Annotated in this window: 16 protein-coding genes; 7 read left to right on the top strand and 9 right to left on the bottom strand. The window is 71.5% G+C overall.

Annotated features, from left to right (window positions below; genetic code table 11):
• Positions 1-84: 84 nt before the first annotated feature.
• Positions 85-1596 (top strand): CehA/McbA family metallohydrolase, encoded by a 1512-nt coding sequence (locus ACZ4N4_RS34980; protein WP_467596398.1) that lies wholly within the window; start codon positions 85-87, stop codon positions 1594-1596.
• A gap of 33 nt (positions 1597-1629) precedes the next feature.
• Here ACZ4N4_RS34980 and ACZ4N4_RS34975 read toward each other — a convergent pair whose 3' ends face one another.
• Positions 1630-2469 carry an endonuclease/exonuclease/phosphatase family protein gene (locus tag ACZ4N4_RS34975; RefSeq protein WP_467596498.1) on the bottom strand — a complete coding sequence of 280 codons (840 nt, stop codon included), beginning with the start codon at positions 2467-2469 and terminating at the stop codon, positions 1630-1632.
• Between the two features lie 235 nt (positions 2470-2704).
• On the bottom strand, positions 2705-2863 hold the full coding sequence (locus tag ACZ4N4_RS34970) for a hypothetical protein (RefSeq protein ID WP_467596395.1): 159 nt from the start codon (positions 2861-2863) through the stop codon (positions 2705-2707).
• Between the two features lie 116 nt (positions 2864-2979).
• On the opposite strand from ACZ4N4_RS34970, the gene ACZ4N4_RS34965 reads away from it, so the two are divergent.
• Positions 2980-3375 (top strand): nitroreductase/quinone reductase family protein, encoded by a 396-nt coding sequence (locus ACZ4N4_RS34965; protein WP_467596392.1) that lies wholly within the window; start codon positions 2980-2982, stop codon positions 3373-3375.
• A 49-nt stretch (positions 3376-3424) separates the two neighbouring features.
• Here the strand turns inward: ACZ4N4_RS34965 and ACZ4N4_RS34960 are convergent, their stop codons facing one another.
• From ACZ4N4_RS34960 to ACZ4N4_RS34930, 7 genes are all read right to left on the bottom strand, one after another.
• Complete coding sequence (locus ACZ4N4_RS34960) at positions 3425-4351, bottom strand: NmrA family NAD(P)-binding protein (protein ID WP_467596389.1); 927 nt, start codon at positions 4349-4351, stop codon at positions 3425-3427.
• A gap of 119 nt (positions 4352-4470) precedes the next feature.
• Complete coding sequence (locus tag ACZ4N4_RS34955; protein WP_467596386.1) at positions 4471-5931, bottom strand: aldehyde dehydrogenase family protein; 1461 nt, start codon at positions 5929-5931, stop codon at positions 4471-4473.
• On the bottom strand, positions 5928-7649 hold the full coding sequence (locus ACZ4N4_RS34950) for an N-acyl-D-amino-acid deacylase family protein (RefSeq protein ID WP_467596383.1): 1722 nt from the start codon (positions 7647-7649) through the stop codon (positions 5928-5930). The genes ACZ4N4_RS34955 and ACZ4N4_RS34950 overlap by 4 nt, the downstream gene beginning before the upstream one ends.
• 92 nt (positions 7650-7741) lie before the next feature.
• Positions 7742-8860, bottom strand: coding sequence for an LLM class flavin-dependent oxidoreductase (locus tag ACZ4N4_RS34945; protein WP_453565364.1), 1119 nt, complete (start codon positions 8858-8860; stop codon positions 7742-7744).
• Positions 8861-8957: 97 nt separating this feature from the next.
• Positions 8958-9728, bottom strand: a complete 771-nt coding sequence (locus tag ACZ4N4_RS34940; RefSeq protein WP_467596379.1) for an SDR family NAD(P)-dependent oxidoreductase — start codon at positions 9726-9728, stop codon at positions 8958-8960.
• A gap of 13 nt (positions 9729-9741) precedes the next feature.
• Positions 9742-10701 (bottom strand): LLM class F420-dependent oxidoreductase, encoded by a 960-nt coding sequence (locus tag ACZ4N4_RS34935; protein ID WP_453565369.1) that lies wholly within the window; start codon positions 10699-10701, stop codon positions 9742-9744.
• On the bottom strand, positions 10683-11918 hold the full coding sequence (locus ACZ4N4_RS34930) for an amidohydrolase family protein (protein ID WP_467596376.1): 1236 nt from the start codon (positions 11916-11918) through the stop codon (positions 10683-10685). The genes ACZ4N4_RS34935 and ACZ4N4_RS34930 overlap by 19 nt, the downstream gene beginning before the upstream one ends.
• A 298-nt stretch (positions 11919-12216) precedes the next feature.
• On the opposite strand from ACZ4N4_RS34930, the gene afsR reads away from it, so the two are divergent.
• The 5 genes from afsR (at position 12217) to ACZ4N4_RS34905 (ending at position 17438) form a co-directional block, all read left to right on the top strand.
• On the top strand, positions 12217-15165 hold the full coding sequence (gene afsR / locus ACZ4N4_RS34925; protein WP_453565374.1) for an SARP-family global regulator AfsR: 2949 nt from the start codon (positions 12217-12219) through the stop codon (positions 15163-15165).
• A 205-nt stretch (positions 15166-15370) separates the two neighbouring features.
• Positions 15371-15562 (top strand): hypothetical protein, encoded by a 192-nt coding sequence (locus ACZ4N4_RS34920; RefSeq protein WP_467596372.1) that lies wholly within the window; start codon positions 15371-15373, stop codon positions 15560-15562.
• Between the two features lie 178 nt (positions 15563-15740).
• Entirely contained in the window at positions 15741-15968 is a 228-nt protein-coding gene (locus ACZ4N4_RS34915) for a hypothetical protein (protein ID WP_467596370.1), read from the top strand.
• A 284-nt stretch (positions 15969-16252) separates the two neighbouring features.
• The gene (locus ACZ4N4_RS34910; RefSeq protein WP_467596367.1) at positions 16253-16456 is read left to right on the top strand and encodes a DUF397 domain-containing protein; all 204 of its coding nucleotides are present in this window, start codon (positions 16253-16255) and stop codon (positions 16454-16456) included.
• 181 nt (positions 16457-16637) lie between these two features.
• Positions 16638-17438, top strand: coding sequence for a hypothetical protein (locus ACZ4N4_RS34905; protein ID WP_467596365.1), 801 nt, complete (start codon positions 16638-16640; stop codon positions 17436-17438).
• Positions 17439-17601: the final 163 nt, after the last annotated feature.

The raw sequence follows: 17601 nt of genomic DNA, 5'->3' as shown, positions 1-17601 counted from the left end.
CACGGCTATGCGCATGACATAAGGATGCCTGTGGATTCCCTGTCCTTCCATGGGAGTTCACGTCAGGAGAGGAGAGTCACCGGCATGGGTGAGGACACGCACGGCATCGGCAGACGCGCACTGTTCGTGACGGGGGCGGCGGCAGCCCTTACGTTGGGAACCGTGAGCTTCGCAGCGGCGGACGGTCAGGGCCAGGGGACTCAGGAGACGAAGACGGTACGCGGCACGCTGCCGCCCGGCTGCCCGGACTTCGTGTACGTCCCGGTCGAGGTCCCCGCCGGCGTCCGCGAGCTCAAGGTCGCCTACACCTACGACCTGCCGGCCGTCCCGGCCGGCACCACGGGCAACGCGCTCGACATCGGCCTCTTCGACCAGCACGGCACCGAGCTGGGCGGCAAGGGCTTCCGGGGCTGGTCGGGCGGGGCGCGCACAGAGTTCTTCGTCCGTGCCGACGACGCGACCCCCGGCTACCTCCCCGGCCCGGTCCACGCCGGCACCTGGTATGTCGCCCTCGGCCCCTACACGGTGGCCCCGCAGGGCCTGACCTACGAGCTGACGATCACGCTGACGTACGGCGAGCCCGGCACCCCCGTCCGCCCGGTGTACCCGCCCGAGCGGGCCAAGGGCCGGGGCCGGGACTGGTACCGGGGCGACTGCCACCTGCACTCCTGGTACTCCGACGGCCGCCGCACCCCGGCCGAGATCGCTGCGCTGGCCCGTGCCGCCGGCCTGGACTTCATCAACTCCTCGGACCACAACACGCACTCCTCGCACGCGCACTGGGCGGACCAGGCCGGCGACGACCTGCTGATCATGCTCGGCGAGGAGATCACCACCCGCAACGGCCACGTCGTCGCCCTCGGCACCGACCCCGGGACCTTCGTCGACTGGCGCTACCGGGCCCGCGACAACCGGTTCGGGAAGTTCGCGCACCAGATCCACAAGGCCGGCGGTCTGGTCGTACCGGCGCATCCGCACGCCACGTGCGTGGGCTGCGCCTGGAAGTTCGGGTTCGGGGACGCGGACGCGGTCGAGGTGTGGAACGGCCCCTACACCCCCGACGACGAGGTGGCCCTGTCCGCCTGGGACGCCACGCTGGTCGCCTCGGTGCGCGACAACAAGCAGTGGCTGCCGGCGATGGGCAACAGCGACGCGCACCGCGACCCGGACCCCGTCGGCGTGCCCCAGACCGTCGTCCTCGCCGACGACCTGAGCCGTGAGGCCATCCAGGAGGGCCTGCGCGCGGGCCGCTCCTACATCGCCGAGTCGAAGAACGTGAAGGTGAGCTTCACGGCGACGGGCGGGCGCGGCGAGCAGGCCGGGATCGGCGAGCGGCTGGAGGTGGCCGCCGACACCTCGGTGACCGTCCGCCTGGAGGCCTCCGGGGTGCCGCGCTGCACCGTCCGCTTCATCACCGACGAGGGCGTCCTGCTGACCAGCGACCCGCTCCCGGTGACCGGCTCGGGCGTGGTCGAGTGGCGGACGACCCCGCAGTACGCGGCGTACGTCCGCGCGGAGTTGCGCCACGAGACGGCGGCGGGCCCGGTACCCGGCGCCCTGGCGGCCCTGACGAACCCGATCTTCCTGGGCAGATAGAAGCCCACCGGTGCCCTTCTCGGTCTGCTGAAGTCATCCGACGGACGGTGAGCCCGCGGGTCCACCGTCGGCCAGATCCGCGACGACCGCCGCATGGTCCGACGACCACACCCCGTCGACCGGCCCGTCCCCGGCCCGTCGCACCCCCTTGATCGTCCCGATGCCGCCGGGGCCGGCCGGTGCGCCGACGTGGATGTAGTCGACGCGGACGCTGGGGCCGAGGCCCGGGGGGACGTACGGGTTGGTGTTGTCCCAGGTGGCGGAGAGGGCGGCCGGGTCGGCGTACTCCCAGGCGTCGAAGAAGACCTGGCCGGGTACGACAGGCGCGGTGCGGACCCCGCCGAACCGGCGGATCTCGTCGGAGTCCGGCCAGGCGTTGAAGTCACCGGTGACGACGGGCGGGAAGTCGGTGCCCGCACGGTGGGCGGCGACGAACTCGGCCAGAGCAGTGACCTGTTCGGTGCGTACGGCCGACAGGTGCAGTTGTGAGGTCAGGTGGACGGTGAAGAAGGGCACCTGGTGGGCGGGGGCGGCGAGGCGGGCGTAGAGAGCCAGGCGGCCGTCGTCGAGTTCCGGTGGCGCCGGCAGGTGCAGCACCGCACTCTCCACCACCGGCCAGCGGCTGAGCACCGCGTTGCCGATCTCGGTGCCCGGCTCCCCGATCCGCCGCTGCCAGCGCTCGGAGGCCGGGGAGGCGGCCCAGGCCCAGTGCAGACCGAGTTCACCGGCGAGCCACCCGGCGAGGTTCTCGCCGTCGGCCGCCCACACCTCCTGGAGGCCGACCACGTCCGGCCGCAGCTCACGCAGCACGGCGAGGATCGCCTTCTGCCGTTCCGCCCAGGGCCCGAAGCGCCACCACAGGTTCCAGGTCATGATCCGCACGGACCCACCGTCTCTCGTCGGGGAAGCACGAGAGCCATCGAAGAGGACACCGGCGCCGAAGGGCGGCAGAAGAGGAAACCGAGGAACCATGTCGGACCGCGGATTCCGTATGCCCACCGCCTTTCAGCGACACGTCGCCAACCCCGTGACCCGGCTGCTCCCCTTCCAGACCCTGCGGCGCTGGGGAGGCAGCTGCTGACGCCCCGGGTCGATCTCAGCGACCAGGTCACACGGTCGCCTTGGAGAACGCGTACGTCGCGGAGTACGGCACCGACACCTGGTCGGTGCCGGTGCAGGCGGCGGCCGGGGCGACGCCGCCCTCCGTGTTCAGAACAGGCCGACCAGGGCCATCGGTGCCTCCGACAAAAATGCCTGCTGTCGGCATGAGAGACGGCGTCGGCGGCCACCCGGTTTCCCGATGCCGCAAGCACCTCGCGTGCGTGTCGGGGACCATGGACGCAAAGGCAGCCACGGCAGCAACCATGAGGAGTCGCACGGACCATGTCCCGCCCCACCGACGCCCGATTCCGCGCCACCACCGCCTTCCAGCGGCACATCGCCAACCCGCTCACGCGCCTGATGCCCTTCCAGACCCTCCTGGAGACCACCGGGCGCAGCTCGGGGCTGCCCCGCCGTACGCCGCTGGGCGGCCGGCGGGTCGGCGGGGCCTTCTGGCTGGTGTCGGAGTTCGGCGAGCACTCGCAGTACGTCCGCAACATCAAGGCCGACCCCCGGGTGCGGGTCCGCATCGGGGGGAAGTGGCACGCGGGCACCGCCCACCTCATGCCGGACGACGACCCGGTGGCCCGCCTGCGCACGCTGCCCCGGGGCAACAGCACCGCCGTACGGCTGCTCGGGACGAACCTCCTGACGGTGCGGGTGGACCTGGACGGCTGAAGGGTCACCGGGGCCGGCCGCCGGGCCCGCGCCCCTGCCGCCCCGGCGGCTACCCCTGCCCCGCCCGCAGTCCCGGCACGGCTTCCAGCATGCTGTCGAAGCCCGACGGCGGGCGGCCCAGGAGCTCCGTCACGTCGTCGGTCGCCCGGTCGTAGCGGTTCTCCCCGTGCAGCCGGGCCATCGTGGCGATGTGGTCGAAGAGATGCGGCGTCAGGCCCAGCGGCTCGAGGTCGTGCTCGACCCATTCGTCGTACGGCACGTCGACGTACGTCACGGTGCGTCCCAGCGCCTCGGAGATCTCGGCGGCGATCGCGGTCATGTCCCGGGAGGCTGCGCCGGTCAGTTCGTAGACCCGGCCGGCCTGCGGCGCGGGGTCGAGCAGCAGTCGGGCGACCACCGCGGCCACGTCGCCGGCGGCCACCGGCGAGGTGCGTGCGGTGCCGAAGGGGAGACGGATGGTGCCGTCACGGCGGACGGAGGCCACGGCGAGCATGCCGAAGAGCGGGTTCTCCATGAACACCGTCGGCCGGACGTGGACGACCGGCAGCCCGGACCAGTTGAGGACGTGTTCGCACAGCCAGTGCAGCCGCTGCTGGTGCGACTCCGCGCTGCTGGTGAGGCTCATCTGGGAGACGGTCATCTGTGACATGTGCACCAGCAGTTCGAGGTGCCCGCCCGCAAGGGCCGCCGCCGCCACGGTCGCCGTGGCCTCCAGGTAGTCGGGCGACGGGCTCATCCCGAAGTAGGCCCTGCGGCACCCCTCCAGGGCCGCCACCACGTCCGCCCCCCGCGTGAGGTCACCGACGACCACCTCGACGCCGTCGAGGGCCCGCAGCGCGGTGGCACGGTCGTCGTCGTGGTGGACGAGGGCCCGGACCGGCAACCCGTGTCGGCGCAGCTGCGTGAGGACCCTCCCGCCCACACCCCCGACGCCGCCGGCGGCACCGGTGACCAGGATCGGATCAGTACTCGGCAAGACGTCCTCCCGCAGTCGGCAACCCGCCCCGCCTTTCTACGGCACGCCGACCGTCTCCCGGCACACCCCGCCGCGCGGACCACACGGCAGGAGTAGCGGCCCGTCGCCGACCGGTCCCCTCATCCCGGCCAGACGATGGCCTGGACCTCGCTGTAGGCGTGCAGGGCGTACGAGCCGACGTCCCGGCCCACCCCGCTCTTCTTGAACCCGCCGAAGGGGGCCTCCATGTTCCGCCCGACGGTGTTGATCCCTACGCCCCCCGCCCTCAGCCGCCGCGCCACCCGGAAGGCGCGGGCCACGTCCCCCGACCAGACGTAGTCGATGAGGCCGTAGTCGGAGTCGTTGGCGAGGGCGATGCCCTCTTCCTCCTCGTCGAAGGGGATGACGGCGACGACCGGGCCGAAGATCTCCTCGCGGGCGGCCCGCATGTCGTTACGGCAGTCGGCGAGCACCGCGGGCCTGAGGTAGAACCCCCTTTCCAGGCCGGGTCGTTCGCCGCCCGTCACCACCGTCGCGCCCTCCTTCCCGGCGAGTTCGACGTACGACTCGACCCGCGCCCGGTGTTCGGCCGTGATCAGCGGTCCGACCACCGTGTCCGGCGCCGCCGGGTCACCCACCGTCAACCGGTCGGCGTAGGCCGCGAGTTGCTCCACCAGCCGGTCGTACAGCGGCCGCTGCACCAGCACCCGGGTGGGTGCCGTGCAGATCTGTCCGCTGTAGAAGGAGAAGGTGGTGCCGATGCCCGCCACCGCCGAGCCGACGTCCGCGTCGGCGAAGACGACCGCCGCGCCCTTCCCGCCCAACTCCATCAGCTGCCGTTTCATGTCCCGCCCGCACACCTCGGCGATGCGCTGCCCGACGGCCGTGGACCCGGTGAAGCTCACCATGTCGACGTCGGGCGAGGCCACGGCCGTCTCGCCGACGCCGGCCGCCCGGCCGGAGACGACGTTCACCACGCCCGGCGGGGCGCCCGCCGCCTCCAGTGCCTCCGCCATGCGGTAGACGGAGAGCGGGTCCTGCGGGGCCGGTTTGACCACCACCGTGTTGCCCATGGCCAGCGCGGGCGCGACCTTGCCCGCCGGATTCGCCCAGGGGTTGTTGTACGACGTGATGCAGCTGACCACGCCCACCGGCTGGCGCACGGCCAGCGCACCCATCACCCCGGCCTTCCCCATCGGCCCGGCCTCGTTGATCTGCGGCGGGATCGCCCACTCGGCGGGCTCCACGGTGGCGTACCGCCGGAACCGGGCCGCCGCCACCCCCACCTGCATCGCCCGGGCGGTCCCGGTGGTCGCGCCGGTCTCCGCCCGGGCCAGGTCGGCGTGCTCCTTCAGCCGGGCGCGGATGATGTCGGCGGCCCGGCCGAGGACCGCGGCCCGTTCCGGCGCCGGTGTCCGTGACCAGCCGTCGAAGGCCTCCCGGGCGGCCGCGCAGGCGGCCAGGACCTGCTCCCCGGAGGCCTCGGGAGCCCAGCCGACGGTGCCCTCGGTCGCCGGGTCGACGACCGCGTAGTGCCCGCCGCCGGGGTCCACCCAGCGTCCCCCGACGAACAGCCGCTGCCCGTCCGCCGCATCGCTCACCGGGTGCTCACCGTCCTGGTGTCCCGACCGGACCGCAGCACCTTCCCGGGTACCGTCCCGCTGACCACGTCGTCGCGGATGGCCTCGACCCCGTTCACCCAGACCGCCCGTACCCCGATCGCCTTCGAGTCCAGGCGGGGGCTGTCTCCCGGCAGGTCGTGCACCAGGGTGGCCGGTCCGGCGGCGATCCGCTCCGGGTCGAAGAGCACGAGGTCCGCATGCCAGCCCTCCGCGATCCGGCCCCGCTCCCGCAGCCCGAAGAGCCGGGCGGGATCGTCGGTCAGCATCTTCACCGCCTGTTCCAGGCCGAGCAGCCGGCGGCCGCGCAGACAGTCGCCGAGGAACCGGGTCGTGTACGGCGCCCCGCACATCCGGTCCAGGTGCGCCCCCGCGTCGGACCCGCCGAGCAGCACGTCCTCGTGCTGCCAGGTCTCGGCGCGCAGCGCCCAGGAGGCGGGGTCGTTGTCGGTGGGCATGGGCCACAGGACCGTACGGAGTCCGTCGGCCGCGCAGATCTCGACCAGGCAGTGGAAGGGGTCCAGCCCGCGCTCCGCCGCGATGTCCTCGACCACCCGGCCCGACAGCCCGGCGTTGGCCGCGCTGTAGGTGTCGCCGATGACGTACCGCCCGAAGTTCGCGAGCCGCCGGAAGACGCCGGCCTCCTTCGAGTGGGCGCGCTCCAGCATCCGGGCGCGTACGTCCGGGTCCCGGAGCCTCTCGATCCGCTCCGGGACCGGCAGCCCGAGGATCGGCCCCCACCCGGGGATCAGGTTCAGCGCGCAGAAGGTGCCGAGCGACATGTTCATCGGGGTGAGGATGGGCATGGTCAGCGCCACCACCCGGCCGCCCGCCTTCCGGGCCCGCTCACTGGCCTGGAGCTGCCGCGGCACCCGCTCCGGCACGGCGGCGTCGACGGTCAGCACGTTCCAGTTCAGGGGCCGCCCGGCCGCCGCGCTCATCTCGGCGAACAGCTCGATCTCGGCGTCGCTGAACTGGTCGAGGCAGCCGGCGACGATCGCCTCGATCTGCGTCCCCTCGTGCTCCCCGACGGCCCGCGAGAGGGCCAGCAGCTCCTTCGGGCGGGCGTGCCGGGAGGCGACCGGCTGTCCGTCGCCGTCCGAGTGGGTGGAGGACTGGGTGGTGGAGAAGCCCCACGCCCCCGCGTCCATGGCCTCGTGCAACAGCCGCACGATCTGTACCAGTTGCTCCTCGCTGGGCTGGCCGCCGACCGCGTCCGGACCCATCACGTACCGGCGCAGGGCACAGTGCCCGACCATGAACCCGGCGTTGACGGCGATCCGCCCCTCCAGCGCGTCCAGGTACTCCCCGAAGCCACGCCAGTTCCAGGGTGCCCCCTCCTCCAGCGCGACCAGCGACATCCCCTCGACCTTGGACATCATCCGGCGCGTGTAGTCGGCGTCCCCCGGCTTCAGGGGCGCGAGGGTGAAACCGCAGTTCCCGGCGGCGACCGTGGTGACCCCGTGGTTGAGGGAGGGCGTCGCGTACGGGTCCCAGAAGAGCTGCGCGTCGTAGTGGGTGTGGGGGTCGACGAACCCGGGGGCGAGCACGAGCCCGGCGGCGTCCTCGCTGGTACGGGATTCGCCGTCGATCTTCCCTACGGCGGCGATACGACCGTTACGTATCCCGACGTCGGCGGTGTACGAGGGCGCGCCCGTCCCGTCGACGACGGTCGCGCCTTTGATGACGTGATCGAACACGGGGTGACTCCTTGAGTCCGTGAGGCATGCCTACCTAGGGGCGCGGGGAACTGCGCGACCAGCCACGACGGTCCCGCACCCCGCGGCGGCGATTACGCGGCACCCCGGAATCGGGTCGTCCGGTGAACGGGATCCGTGTCGATCTTCGGAATGACGTGCTCCCCGATCAGCCGGATCGTCTGCAGCGTCTCCTCCTTCGGCACCCCCACCGGCAGCCCGAAGCTCAACTGGTCCGCCCCCGCCTGTTCCCACCGCTTGCACTGCCGCAGCACCTCGTCCGGATCCCCGCAGATCAGCAGCTCCTCCTCGACGAGCAGCTCCACGAACTCCGGCGTGTACTCGGGCAGCGTCTCCGGCCACACCGGGAAGCCCTCGGGCCGCGGGAACGTGTCGTGGTAGCGGAACACCAGCGAGGGGAGGTAGTGCAGGCCGCCGGCAGCGGCGATCCGGATCGCCTCGTCGTGCGTCGGCGCACAGATCGCCGTCGTCGTCACCATCACGTTGTCGTTGACGAAGTCACCGACCGGCTCCGCGTTCACGATCGCCGTCTTGTACTGCTCCAGCACCCACTCCATGTCGGAGACCTTCTGGATGCTGAAGCCGAGGACCCCGAGCCCCTTCCTCGCCGCCATGGCGTACGACGGCGGCGAACCCGCCGCGTACCACATCGCCGGGTGGGACTTCCCGTACGGCTTCGGCAGGACCTTGCGCGGCGGCAGCTGCCAGTGCTTGCCCTGGAAGCCGGCGTACTCGTCCTGGAGCCACATCTTGGGGAACTCGGCGATGGTCTCTTCCCAGATCTCCTTGGTGTAGTTCATGTCGGTGATGCCCGGCAGGAAGCCGAGGATCTCGTGCGACCCGGCTCCCCGCCCGCTGCCGAACTCGAACCGGTTGCCGGTGAGGTGGTCGAGCATGGCGACCTTCTCGGCCACCTTCACGGGGTGGTTGACCTGGGCGAGCGGGTTGAAGATCCCGGAGCCGAGATGGATGCGGTCCGTCGCGTGCGCCAGGTAGCCCAGGAAGACGTCGTTCGCCGACAGGTGCGAGTACTCGTCGAGGAAGTGGTGCTCGGAGGCCCAGGCGTACTTGAAGCCGGACCTGTCCGCCTGGATGACGTACTCGGTCTCCTCCATCAGTGCCTTGTGCTCGGCCAGCGGGTCGGTCTCGGCTCGCTTGCCCACGTATCCCTGTACAAAGAGCCCGAATTCCAAGGCGGTTCACCGTCCCAATTTCCTGACGCTCCGTCAGATACCGTTCGTTGGCCGACTGTCGCACCGGCCGCTGCCACCGTCAATAGTTGACGGCCCGTCAGATTACCGAGACCCCGGCCAGCCAGCCCCCGTCGATCACGAACGGCTGCCCGGTGATGTACGAGGAGTCGTCCGAGGTCAGGAAGAGTGCCAGCCTGGCCACCTCCTCCGCCCGCCCGATCCGGCCCAGCGGCACCAGCTTGCGGTACAGCTCGTCCAGGGCCCGGCTCATCTCCTCCGGGTCGGCGGCGGGGTCGAGCCGCGCCGGGTTGGACATCGCGGTGTCGATGGCGCCGGGGCAGATCGCGTTGACACGTATCCGGCGGTCGGCCAGTTCCAGCGCGGCGACCCGGGTGAGCCCGAGCACCGCGTGTTTGGTCGCGGCGTACGTCCCCACCGCGGCCATCCCCGTCAGTGCCGTGTAGGACGCCGTGTTGACGATGGTCCCGCCGTCGGCCAGCTCCGGCGCCACCGTCTTCATGCCCAGGAAGCAGCCGACCTGGTTGACCTGTACGACCTGCATGAACTCGTCGAGGGGTGTGTCCACGAGCGCGTTGAACCGCAGGATGCCCGCGTTGTTCACCAGCCCGTCGAGCCGGCCGTACGCCTGCTTCGTGGCGGTGACGGCGGCCTGCCACTCCTCCTCCACACCCACGTCCAGGTGGACGTAGCGCGCCCCGATCTCCTTGGCGAGCGCCTCGCCCAGGTCGTCCAGCACGTCCGCCACGACCACGTTCGCGCCCTCTTCGACGAAGAGCCGCGCCTCCTGCTCGCCCTGTCCGCGCGCCGCCCCGGTGACGATGACGACCCGCCCGTCCAGCTTGCCCATGGCCATCCGCTCCTCAGCTCAGCCGGGGCGCGATGTCAGCCCCGAACGCACTTATCTGGTCGATGAGTTCGGCCCGGCTCCGGCTGCGGAACCGCACCTGGACCTGGTGCACGCCCATCTCGCCGTAGGCCCGCAGCGACTCGGCGAGGGCCTCCGGGGTGCCGGTGAGGGTGCGGCGGCCCACCTCCCAGCGCGGTGTGCCGATGTACAGCGGTTCGGCGATCGCGCCGATGACCAGTGGCTCCGTGCCGCATCCCGGAGCGGCTCCGCCGCGGGCGGCCTCCTCGCGCAGCCGCCGCAGCCGGGCGATCTGGGCGGGCAGCCGGTCCCTCGGGTCGCCCTGCGGCAGCCAGCCGTCGCCCTTGAGCGCGGCCCGTCGTACGGCGGCCGGTGACGACCCGCCGACCCATACCGGTACCCGGCGCTGCGCGGGCCGGGGCCGCTGCCCGAGTCCCTCGAAGTCGTAGAACTTCCCGTGGTGGGAGGGGAACTCGTCCGGTCCGAGGGCGGCCCGCAGCGCGTCGATCGCCTCGTCGAGGACCGCGCCCCGCTGCCCGAAGTCCACCCCCAGCGCCTCGAACTCCTCCCGCACGTGCCCCGCCCCGACCCCGAGGATCAGCCGGCCGCCGGAGAGGTGGTCGAGGGTCGCGTACTGCTTGGCGGAGAGCAGGGGGTGCCGCAGCCCGACGACGGCGACGTGGCTGAGCAGCCGTACCCGCTCGGTGACGGCGGCCAGGTGGGCGAGGGTGGCGACCGGGTCGTACCAGACCGTGCTCATGGCGGCGGCGAGCCGGTGCGGGATCGCCACGTGGTCACAGACGGCGAGGTAGGCGAAGCCGGCCCGGTCCACCGCGCGGGCGATCTCGACCAGGTCCGCGGCGCCCGCGCCCGCCTCCCACTCCTCGGCGTAGATCGTGGACTGGGACTGGACGGGGAGCTGGATGCCGAAGTCGGTCACCTCGTACCGCCCCACAGGCCCTCCGGGGTGAGGCCCAGCAGGTCGATCGCGTTGCCGCGGACGATGCGTTCGATCACGTCCGGGGCGAGGTGGCCCATCTGGGCCTCGCCGACCTCGCGGGACTTCGGCCAGGTGGAGTCGGAGTGCGGGTAGTCGGTCTCGTAGAGGACGTTGCCGAGGCCGATCGCGTCGAGGTTCCGCAGGCCGAAGGCGTCGTCGAAGAAGCAGCCGTGGACGTGCTCGGCGAAGAGCTCGGAGGGCGGGCGGGTGACCTTGTCGGCGACGCCGCCCCAGGCGCGGTTCTCCTCCCAGACGACGTCGGCGCGTTCCAGGATGTAGGGGATCCAGCCGATCTGGCCCTCCGCGTACATCACCTTCAGGTTCGGGAAGCGCTCGAACTTGCCGCTCATCAGCCAGTCGACCATCGAGAAGCAGCAGTTGGCGAAGGTGATCGTGGAGCCGACGGCCGGCGGGGCGTCGGCGGAGGTGGAGGGCATCCTGCTGCTGGAGCCGATGTGCATGGCGACGACCGTGCCGGTCTCGTCGCAGGCGGCGAGGAAGGGGTCCCAGTCGTCGGTGTGCACGGAGGGCAGCCCGAGGTGCGGGGGGATCTCGGAGAAGGCGACGGCGCGGACGCCCCGGGCGGCGTTGCGGCGGACCTCCGCGGCCGCCAGTCCGGCGTCCCACAGGGGGATGAGGATCAGGGGTATCAGCCGGCCTTGTGCCAGCGGGCCGCACCACTCCTCCACCATCCAGTCGTTGTAGGCCTGGACGCAGAGCAGGGCCAGTTCGCGGTCCTTGGCCTCGGTGAAGGTCTGCCCGCAGAACCGGGGGAAGGTCGGGAAGCAGAGGGCGGACTGGACGTGGTTGACGTCCATGTCGGCGAGCCGCTGCGGGACGTCGTACGAACCCGCCCGCATCTGCTCGTACGTGATCACCTCCAGCTTGATCTCGTCCCGGCTGTAGCCGACCGCGGTGTCGAGGCGGGTGAGGGGGCGGTGCAGGTCCTCGTAGATCCACCAGTCGCCCGTGGGGCCGTCCTCCCCGGCCCTGCCCATCACGGGCTTGAACCGGCCGCCGAGGAAGCTCATCTCCTTCAGCGGGGCGCGGACTATCCGCGGCCCGGTGTCCAGGTACTTCTTCGGGAGGCGGGACTGCCAGACGTCCGGCGGCTCCACGGTGTGGTCGTCGACGGAGATGATCAGCGGAAAGGTGCCGTCCTGGGTGTCCATGGCGCTCACGGTAGCGCCGATCTGACGAACCGTCAGCTACTGCGATGACGGTTCGTCAGGCAGGCACGGCGGCGTGCCCGGCCGACCGGGGGCGGTCTCCGGGCCGCACGTTCCGCACCGTGCGGAGCTACTGGCGGAATCGTTCCGCCGCGAACTTGTCCTGCTCGCGGGCCACTTCGATGTGAAGGGTGTGTGGACCACCGTGTTCCGGGCTGTGATCGGGGTCTCGCCAGGCTGACGCGGCTCCCGTGGACAAGGCAGACTGACGGGGTGGATCGGGATGTCTAGGGGGACGGACATGGACGGTGGACCGCGGGTACCGGAGCAGCGGCGCCCCTCCTCCTCGGCGGAGGCGGCGTTGCGCTTCAGTGTGCTCGGTCCGGTGCGCGCCTGGCGCGAGGGGCAGCCGCTCAACACCGGCTCCCCCCAGCAACGCGCGCTGCTCGCCGCCCTGCTGCTGCGCGAGGGCCGCACGGCGACCGCGGCCGAGCTGATCGACGCGCTGTGGGGCCCCGAGCCGCCTTCGCAGGCGTTGGCGGCGGTGCGGACGTACGCGTCCCGGCTGCGGAAGATCCTGGACCCGGGCGTCCTGGTCAGCGAGTCCGGCGGCTATGCGGTGCGCGGCCTGGGTGACGGCGCCCTGGACCTGGCGGCGGTGCAGGACCTGGCGGCGGAGGCGGAGAAGGCGCGGGGCGCCGGCGATCTGGGCCATGCCCGGGACCTGCTGAACCGGGCCCTGTCCCGGTGGGACGGCGAGGCGCTGGCCGGCGTCCCCGGCCCGTACGCCGACGCGCACCGGGTTCGCCTGGACGAGTGGCGGCTGCAGCTCCTCGAGTCCCGCCTGGACATGGACCTGGAGCAGGGCTGCCACGCGGAGGCGGTGTCGGAGCTGACGGCGCTGACCGCGGCGCATCCGCTGCGCGAGCGGTTGCGCGAGCTGCTGATGCTGGCCCTGTACCGCAGCGGCCGGCAGGCCGAGGCTCTCGCCGTGTACGCCGACACCCGCCGCCTGCTGGCCGAGGAACTCGGCGTCGACCCGCGCCCGGGCCTGCGCGACCTGCAGCAGCGCATCCTCCAGGCCGACCCGGCCCTGGCGGAACCGTCGGCCCCGGCTTCGGAGCCCCCCGCCAGCCCTGTCCGTCCCGCCCAGCTCCCGGCCACCGTGCCGGACTTCACGGGCCGTGCCGCGTTCGTCACCGAACTGAGCGAGGTGCTGGCATCGGCCGACGGCCGGGTCATGGCCGTGTCGGCGCTGGCGGGCATCGGAGGCGTCGGGAAGACGACCCTCGCGGTGCATGTGGCCCACCAGGCCAGGTCGGCCTTCCCGGACGGCCAGTTGTACGTGGACCTCCAGGGCGCCGGCCCGCGGGCGGCGGAGCCGGAGACGGTCCTGGGCTCCTTCCTGCGCGCCCTGGGCACACCGGACTCGTCCATCCCCGACTCGCTAGACGATCGGGCGGCCCTGTACCGCTCGGTCCTGGACGGCCGCCGGGTGCTGGTCCTCCTGGACAACGCGAAGGACGCGGCACAGGTACGTCCGCTGCTGCCGGGCACGGAGGGCTGCGCGGCGCTGGTGACGGCCCGGGTGCGGATGGTCGACCTGGCCGGGGCGCATCTGGTGGACCTGGACGTGATGTCCCCCGACGAGGCGCTCCAGCTCTTCACGAGGATCGTGGGCGCGGAGCGGGTGGCCGCCGAGCGCGAGGCGGCGCTGGACGTGGTCGCGGCGTGCGGCTTCCTCCCGCTCGCGATCCGCATCGCGGCGTCCCGTCTCGCGGCCCGCCGCACCTGGACGGTCTCGGTGCTGGCGGCGAAGCTCGCCGACGAACGCCGCCGCCTGGACGAACTCCAGGCCGGCGACCTGGCCGTGAAGGCGACCTTCGAACTCGGCTACGGCCAGCTGGAACCGGCCCAGGCCCGCGCCTTCCGCCTGCTGGGCCTGGCCGACGGCCCGGACATCTCGCTGGCGGCGGCCGCGGCGGTGCTGGACCTCCCGGCGGAGGACACCGAGGACCTCCTGGAGGCCCTGGTCGACACGTCCCTCCTGGAATCGGCGGCCCCCGGCCGCTACCGCTTCCACGACCTGGTCCGCCTCTACGCACGCGCCTGCGCGGAACGCGACGAACAGCCCCCCGGCGAACGAGCCGCGGCGATGTCCCGCCTCCTGGACTTCTACCTGGCGACGGCGGCGGGGGTGTACGCGATCGAGCGGCCCGGGGACCGGACCGTGGAGCATCTGGAGCCGACCCGTTATCCCGGGGTCTCCTTCACGGGCCACCGCGAGGCACTGGACTGGCTGTACTCGGAGGCCGACTGCCTGCTGGCGTGTGTACGGCAAAACGTGTCCCCCACGACCCTGCGCCGTTCCGTCGACCTGCTTCTCGCGTCGAAGGACCTCGCCGAGTCCGGGGCGAACGCCCATCAGTTCGGCGCGGTGGCCACCGTCATCCGCGACGCGGCCCAGGCAGCGGGAGATGCCAGGGCCGAGGGGCGGGCCCGGACGACCCTGGCCCAGGCGCACATCAGCGCCGGCCGATTCGACGAGGCGGAGGAAGAGACCCGTCGCGCCGTGGACCTCACCACCGACGCCAACGACCCGTGGATGGACTGCAACGCGCCCAGCGAGCGAGGGATCGTAGCCGCCTACCGCAGCAAGAACGCCGAGGCGGAAGCATTTCTGCAGCGGACCCTGACCGCGTACCGGGCGGATCGCAACCTGCCCGGTGAGGCGAGCGCCCTGTGCAATCTCTCCCGTGTGCATCTGGCCATGGGCAAGGTGGAGAGCGCCGTGAAACTGGCGGAGGCCGGCGTCGCCATCTACCGTCACATGGGTCTCACCGTCCGCGTCGCGAACGGCAGCTATGCCCTCGGCCTCGCTCTGACCCAGTCCGGGCTCTCCGAAGAGGCGCTCCAGCAACTCTCGGAGGCCCTGGTCATCTTCCGCGACAGTCGGCAGCGGCTGTGGGAGGGCATGACCCTCTTCCGCCTCGCCGAGGTCCAACTCGACCTCGGACGCGCCGCGGTGGCCGCCGAGCAGGCCGAACAGTCCCTGTCGGTGCTCCTGCACGTCGGCGGCGACTGGCGGCGGGCCAACGTGCGCACACTCCTGGGTAAGGCGCTGGACGCGCTCGGGGAGTCGGACCGGGCCAGGGCCTGCTGGAGCGACGCGCTGACGGTCTTCGAACAACTGGGGGCAACGGAGGCGGAATCACTGCGGCGACTGCTGTCCCCAGCGACGGCAGGGTAGTCCCAACGAGGCGTTCATCGTTCGTTTATCGTTCCGGAGCAGTCTTTAGCCAGTCGGTTCGTCGCGTCGGGGGGCAGGCGATTCGACTGTGTGGCCGAGCGCCTGAGCGCGTTCGGCTGTGGATGGCCCGTCCGGACGCGCTCGGGGGAGCAGCCGGACGGGCCTCGCCGCCCCAGCACACAACGAAGCAACGGAGTCCACGAAGATGAGCGACGCCAAGAAGTCCGAGGACGTCACGCCGCAGGAGAGCCACATCACCGGCGAGGAGACGGTCACGGCCAGCACGGACGAGGTCACCCTGCAGGAGAGCCACATCACCGACGAAGACGCGGCCGAGACGGACCTCAGCAAGGTGGAGACGCTGGAGAGCCACATCACCGTCGGCGACCCGCGGTAGGACCAGCCCGACGGGGGCATCGGCCGCGACGGCGCGGAGGGGGAGCCGTCGCGGCCGAAGTGTGTTCACGGAGAGGTTCACGTCAATGTGTGGCGTAAACCATTCGATCCACTCGAACTCTTGATCTCCTGAACTAACGTCACTTGCATTCGGAACTCCCCTCCTGACAGGAGTCGAAGTGCGCCGTACCAAGAAGATCGTCGCCGCCGTCGCCTTGGCGCTCGGCGCAACCGCCGCCGCTGCGAGTCCGGCGCTGGCCGAAAACCACGCCACCATCACCCCGGCCGACTTCCACGCCACCGTGGTCACCCCCGCCGACTTCCACGCCACCGTGGTCACCCCGGCCGACTTCCACGCCACCGTGGTCACCCCGGCCGACTTCCACGCCACCGTGGTCTCGGTGTAAGGCCGTACGACCGACACACTCATCGCCCAACGGGGCCGGATTATCACCCGGCCCCGTTTGTGTGCCTCAGCCAGGCTCTCTCGCTCTCGCTGAGATTTCCGTACTCATCGAGCACGTCCTCCACGGCCGTCAAAGCAGCCCGCAACTTCCTCGGCTCCGTCACAGCGCAACAACCCGAACCTCATACGGCACCGTCTCGGGCACGGCGAGCAGGTCGAGGTCCAGAGCCGGCGGCGGACCAGGCACCCTGCCGTCAACCGAACAAGCGGCAGAGGACTACCGAGATGGCAAGCAACGGGATTGATCTGAGCACCGCTGTGTGGCGCAGGAGCAGTTACAGCAACGGCAGCGGCGGCGAATGCGTCGAGGTCGCCGTAGACGTCCCCGACGTCACCCCCGTACGCGACTCGAAGCAGGTCGGCGGCGGCCCCGTGCTCGTCTTCCCGTCGTCCGCCTGGGCCGTTTTCCTCTCCACCCTGAAGGGCTGAAGGCCGAGTTGTCCACAGGGCCCGGGGCCCCGTCTCTGCCCCCGGGACACTGGGCCCGTGGAACGCGAGGAGTTGAGGGCGCTCGTCGAGGGAGGCGTGTTGCTCACCTCGCGGGCGCTGGCGGCTGGGTGGCCTCGTCGCTCCCTCTTTCCGGCGACTGGAGACGGAGGGGTGGAACAGGGTGCGGTCCGGGGCGTGGGCCGAACCGGGGACGCGGATCGATCAGCTTGTACAGCTGAAGGCGACCCAGCTCCTCAACCCGAAGCTCGTCGTCAGTCACCGCTCGGCGGCCCGCCTCTGGCAGATCGAGACGCTGGACACGCATCGGCAGGGGGGCCTGGAGTTCACCGACCCCGAGCTCAGCTTCCGGCAGCAGTGCATCGCAGGCGTACGTGTGCATCGCACCCCTCTCACCGAGGACGAGGTTGTCGAACGGTGGGGGCTGCGGGTCACCGAAGTGCCGCGCATTGTCGCCGATCTCCTCCGTGCCGGTCCCCGGGACGACGCAATCGTCGCCGTGGAATCCGCGCTCGGTTACCGCCGGGTGGGCCAGGAACGCCGGGCTCCGCTCACCGCGCCGGCCGCCGTCTCTGTCGCCCTCGAAGTTCCGCTCCGCGGCGCGGCCAGGGCTCGTCAATGGCTGAGCCTCGTCGATCGCCGCTCCGGCTCCCCCGCCGAGACGGTCGCCCGCCTGCACATGCACGACGCCGGCCTCCGCCCCGAGGCGCAGGCGGAGGTGCGCCCCCGTAGCGGCCCCCGCTGTTACCTCGACTTCTTCTTCCGGGCCGAGGGGCTGGCCGTGGAAATCGAGGGCTACGCCTATCACGGCACCCGCGAGGCCCACCGCCGGGACGTGTCCCGCTTCAACGAGATCCTCCAGTGCCCGGAAGTCCGACACCTCCTCCGCTTCACTGCGGACGAAGTCTTCCACCACCCGGCCCAAATGATCCACGAAATCCGCACAGCCCTTTACCGCAGGTAGTGATGGGAGGATCTGTGCCAAGGGGTGACACCCCCGGGTCTCGATCACCAGGTGTTTCCACGGGCCTCGCCTCACGCTTCTGGCACAGATCCTCCAATCGTGCACTTTTCACCGATGCCGGGGAGGGGTGGGCGGGTCCGGGGCCGCGCAAAGCCGGGCTGGG

It is taken from the genome of Streptomyces sp. NPDC026538 (genome assembly GCF_055567535.1).
This window is presented reverse-complemented; position numbering and strand designations above follow the sequence as displayed.

What these genes read in the sequence shown, in the direction of transcription:
- ACZ4N4_RS34975 (WP_467596498.1), bottom strand. Translation starts at nt 2,469, where the DNA reads ATGACCTGGAACCTGTGGTGGCGCTTCGGGCCCTGGGCGGAACGGCAG.
- afsR (WP_453565374.1), top strand. Translation starts at nt 12,217, where the DNA reads ATGGACGGTGGACCGCGGGTACCGGAGCAGCGGCGCCCCTCCTCCTCG.
- ACZ4N4_RS34980 (WP_467596398.1), top strand. Translation starts at nt 85, where the DNA reads ATGGGTGAGGACACGCACGGCATCGGCAGACGCGCACTGTTCGTGACG.
- ACZ4N4_RS34940 (WP_467596379.1), bottom strand. Translation starts at nt 9,728, where the DNA reads ATGGGCAAGCTGGACGGGCGGGTCGTCATCGTCACCGGGGCGGCGCGC.
- ACZ4N4_RS34910 (WP_467596367.1), top strand. Translation starts at nt 16,253, where the DNA reads ATGGCAAGCAACGGGATTGATCTGAGCACCGCTGTGTGGCGCAGGAGC.
- ACZ4N4_RS34930 (WP_467596376.1), bottom strand. Translation starts at nt 11,918, where the DNA reads ATGGACACCCAGGACGGCACCTTTCCGCTGATCATCTCCGTCGACGAC.
- ACZ4N4_RS34920 (WP_467596372.1), top strand. Translation starts at nt 15,371, where the DNA reads ATGAGCGACGCCAAGAAGTCCGAGGACGTCACGCCGCAGGAGAGCCAC.
- ACZ4N4_RS34970 (WP_467596395.1), bottom strand. Translation starts at nt 2,863, where the DNA reads ATGCCGACAGCAGGCATTTTTGTCGGAGGCACCGATGGCCCTGGTCGG.
- ACZ4N4_RS34965 (WP_467596392.1), top strand. Translation starts at nt 2,980, where the DNA reads ATGTCCCGCCCCACCGACGCCCGATTCCGCGCCACCACCGCCTTCCAG.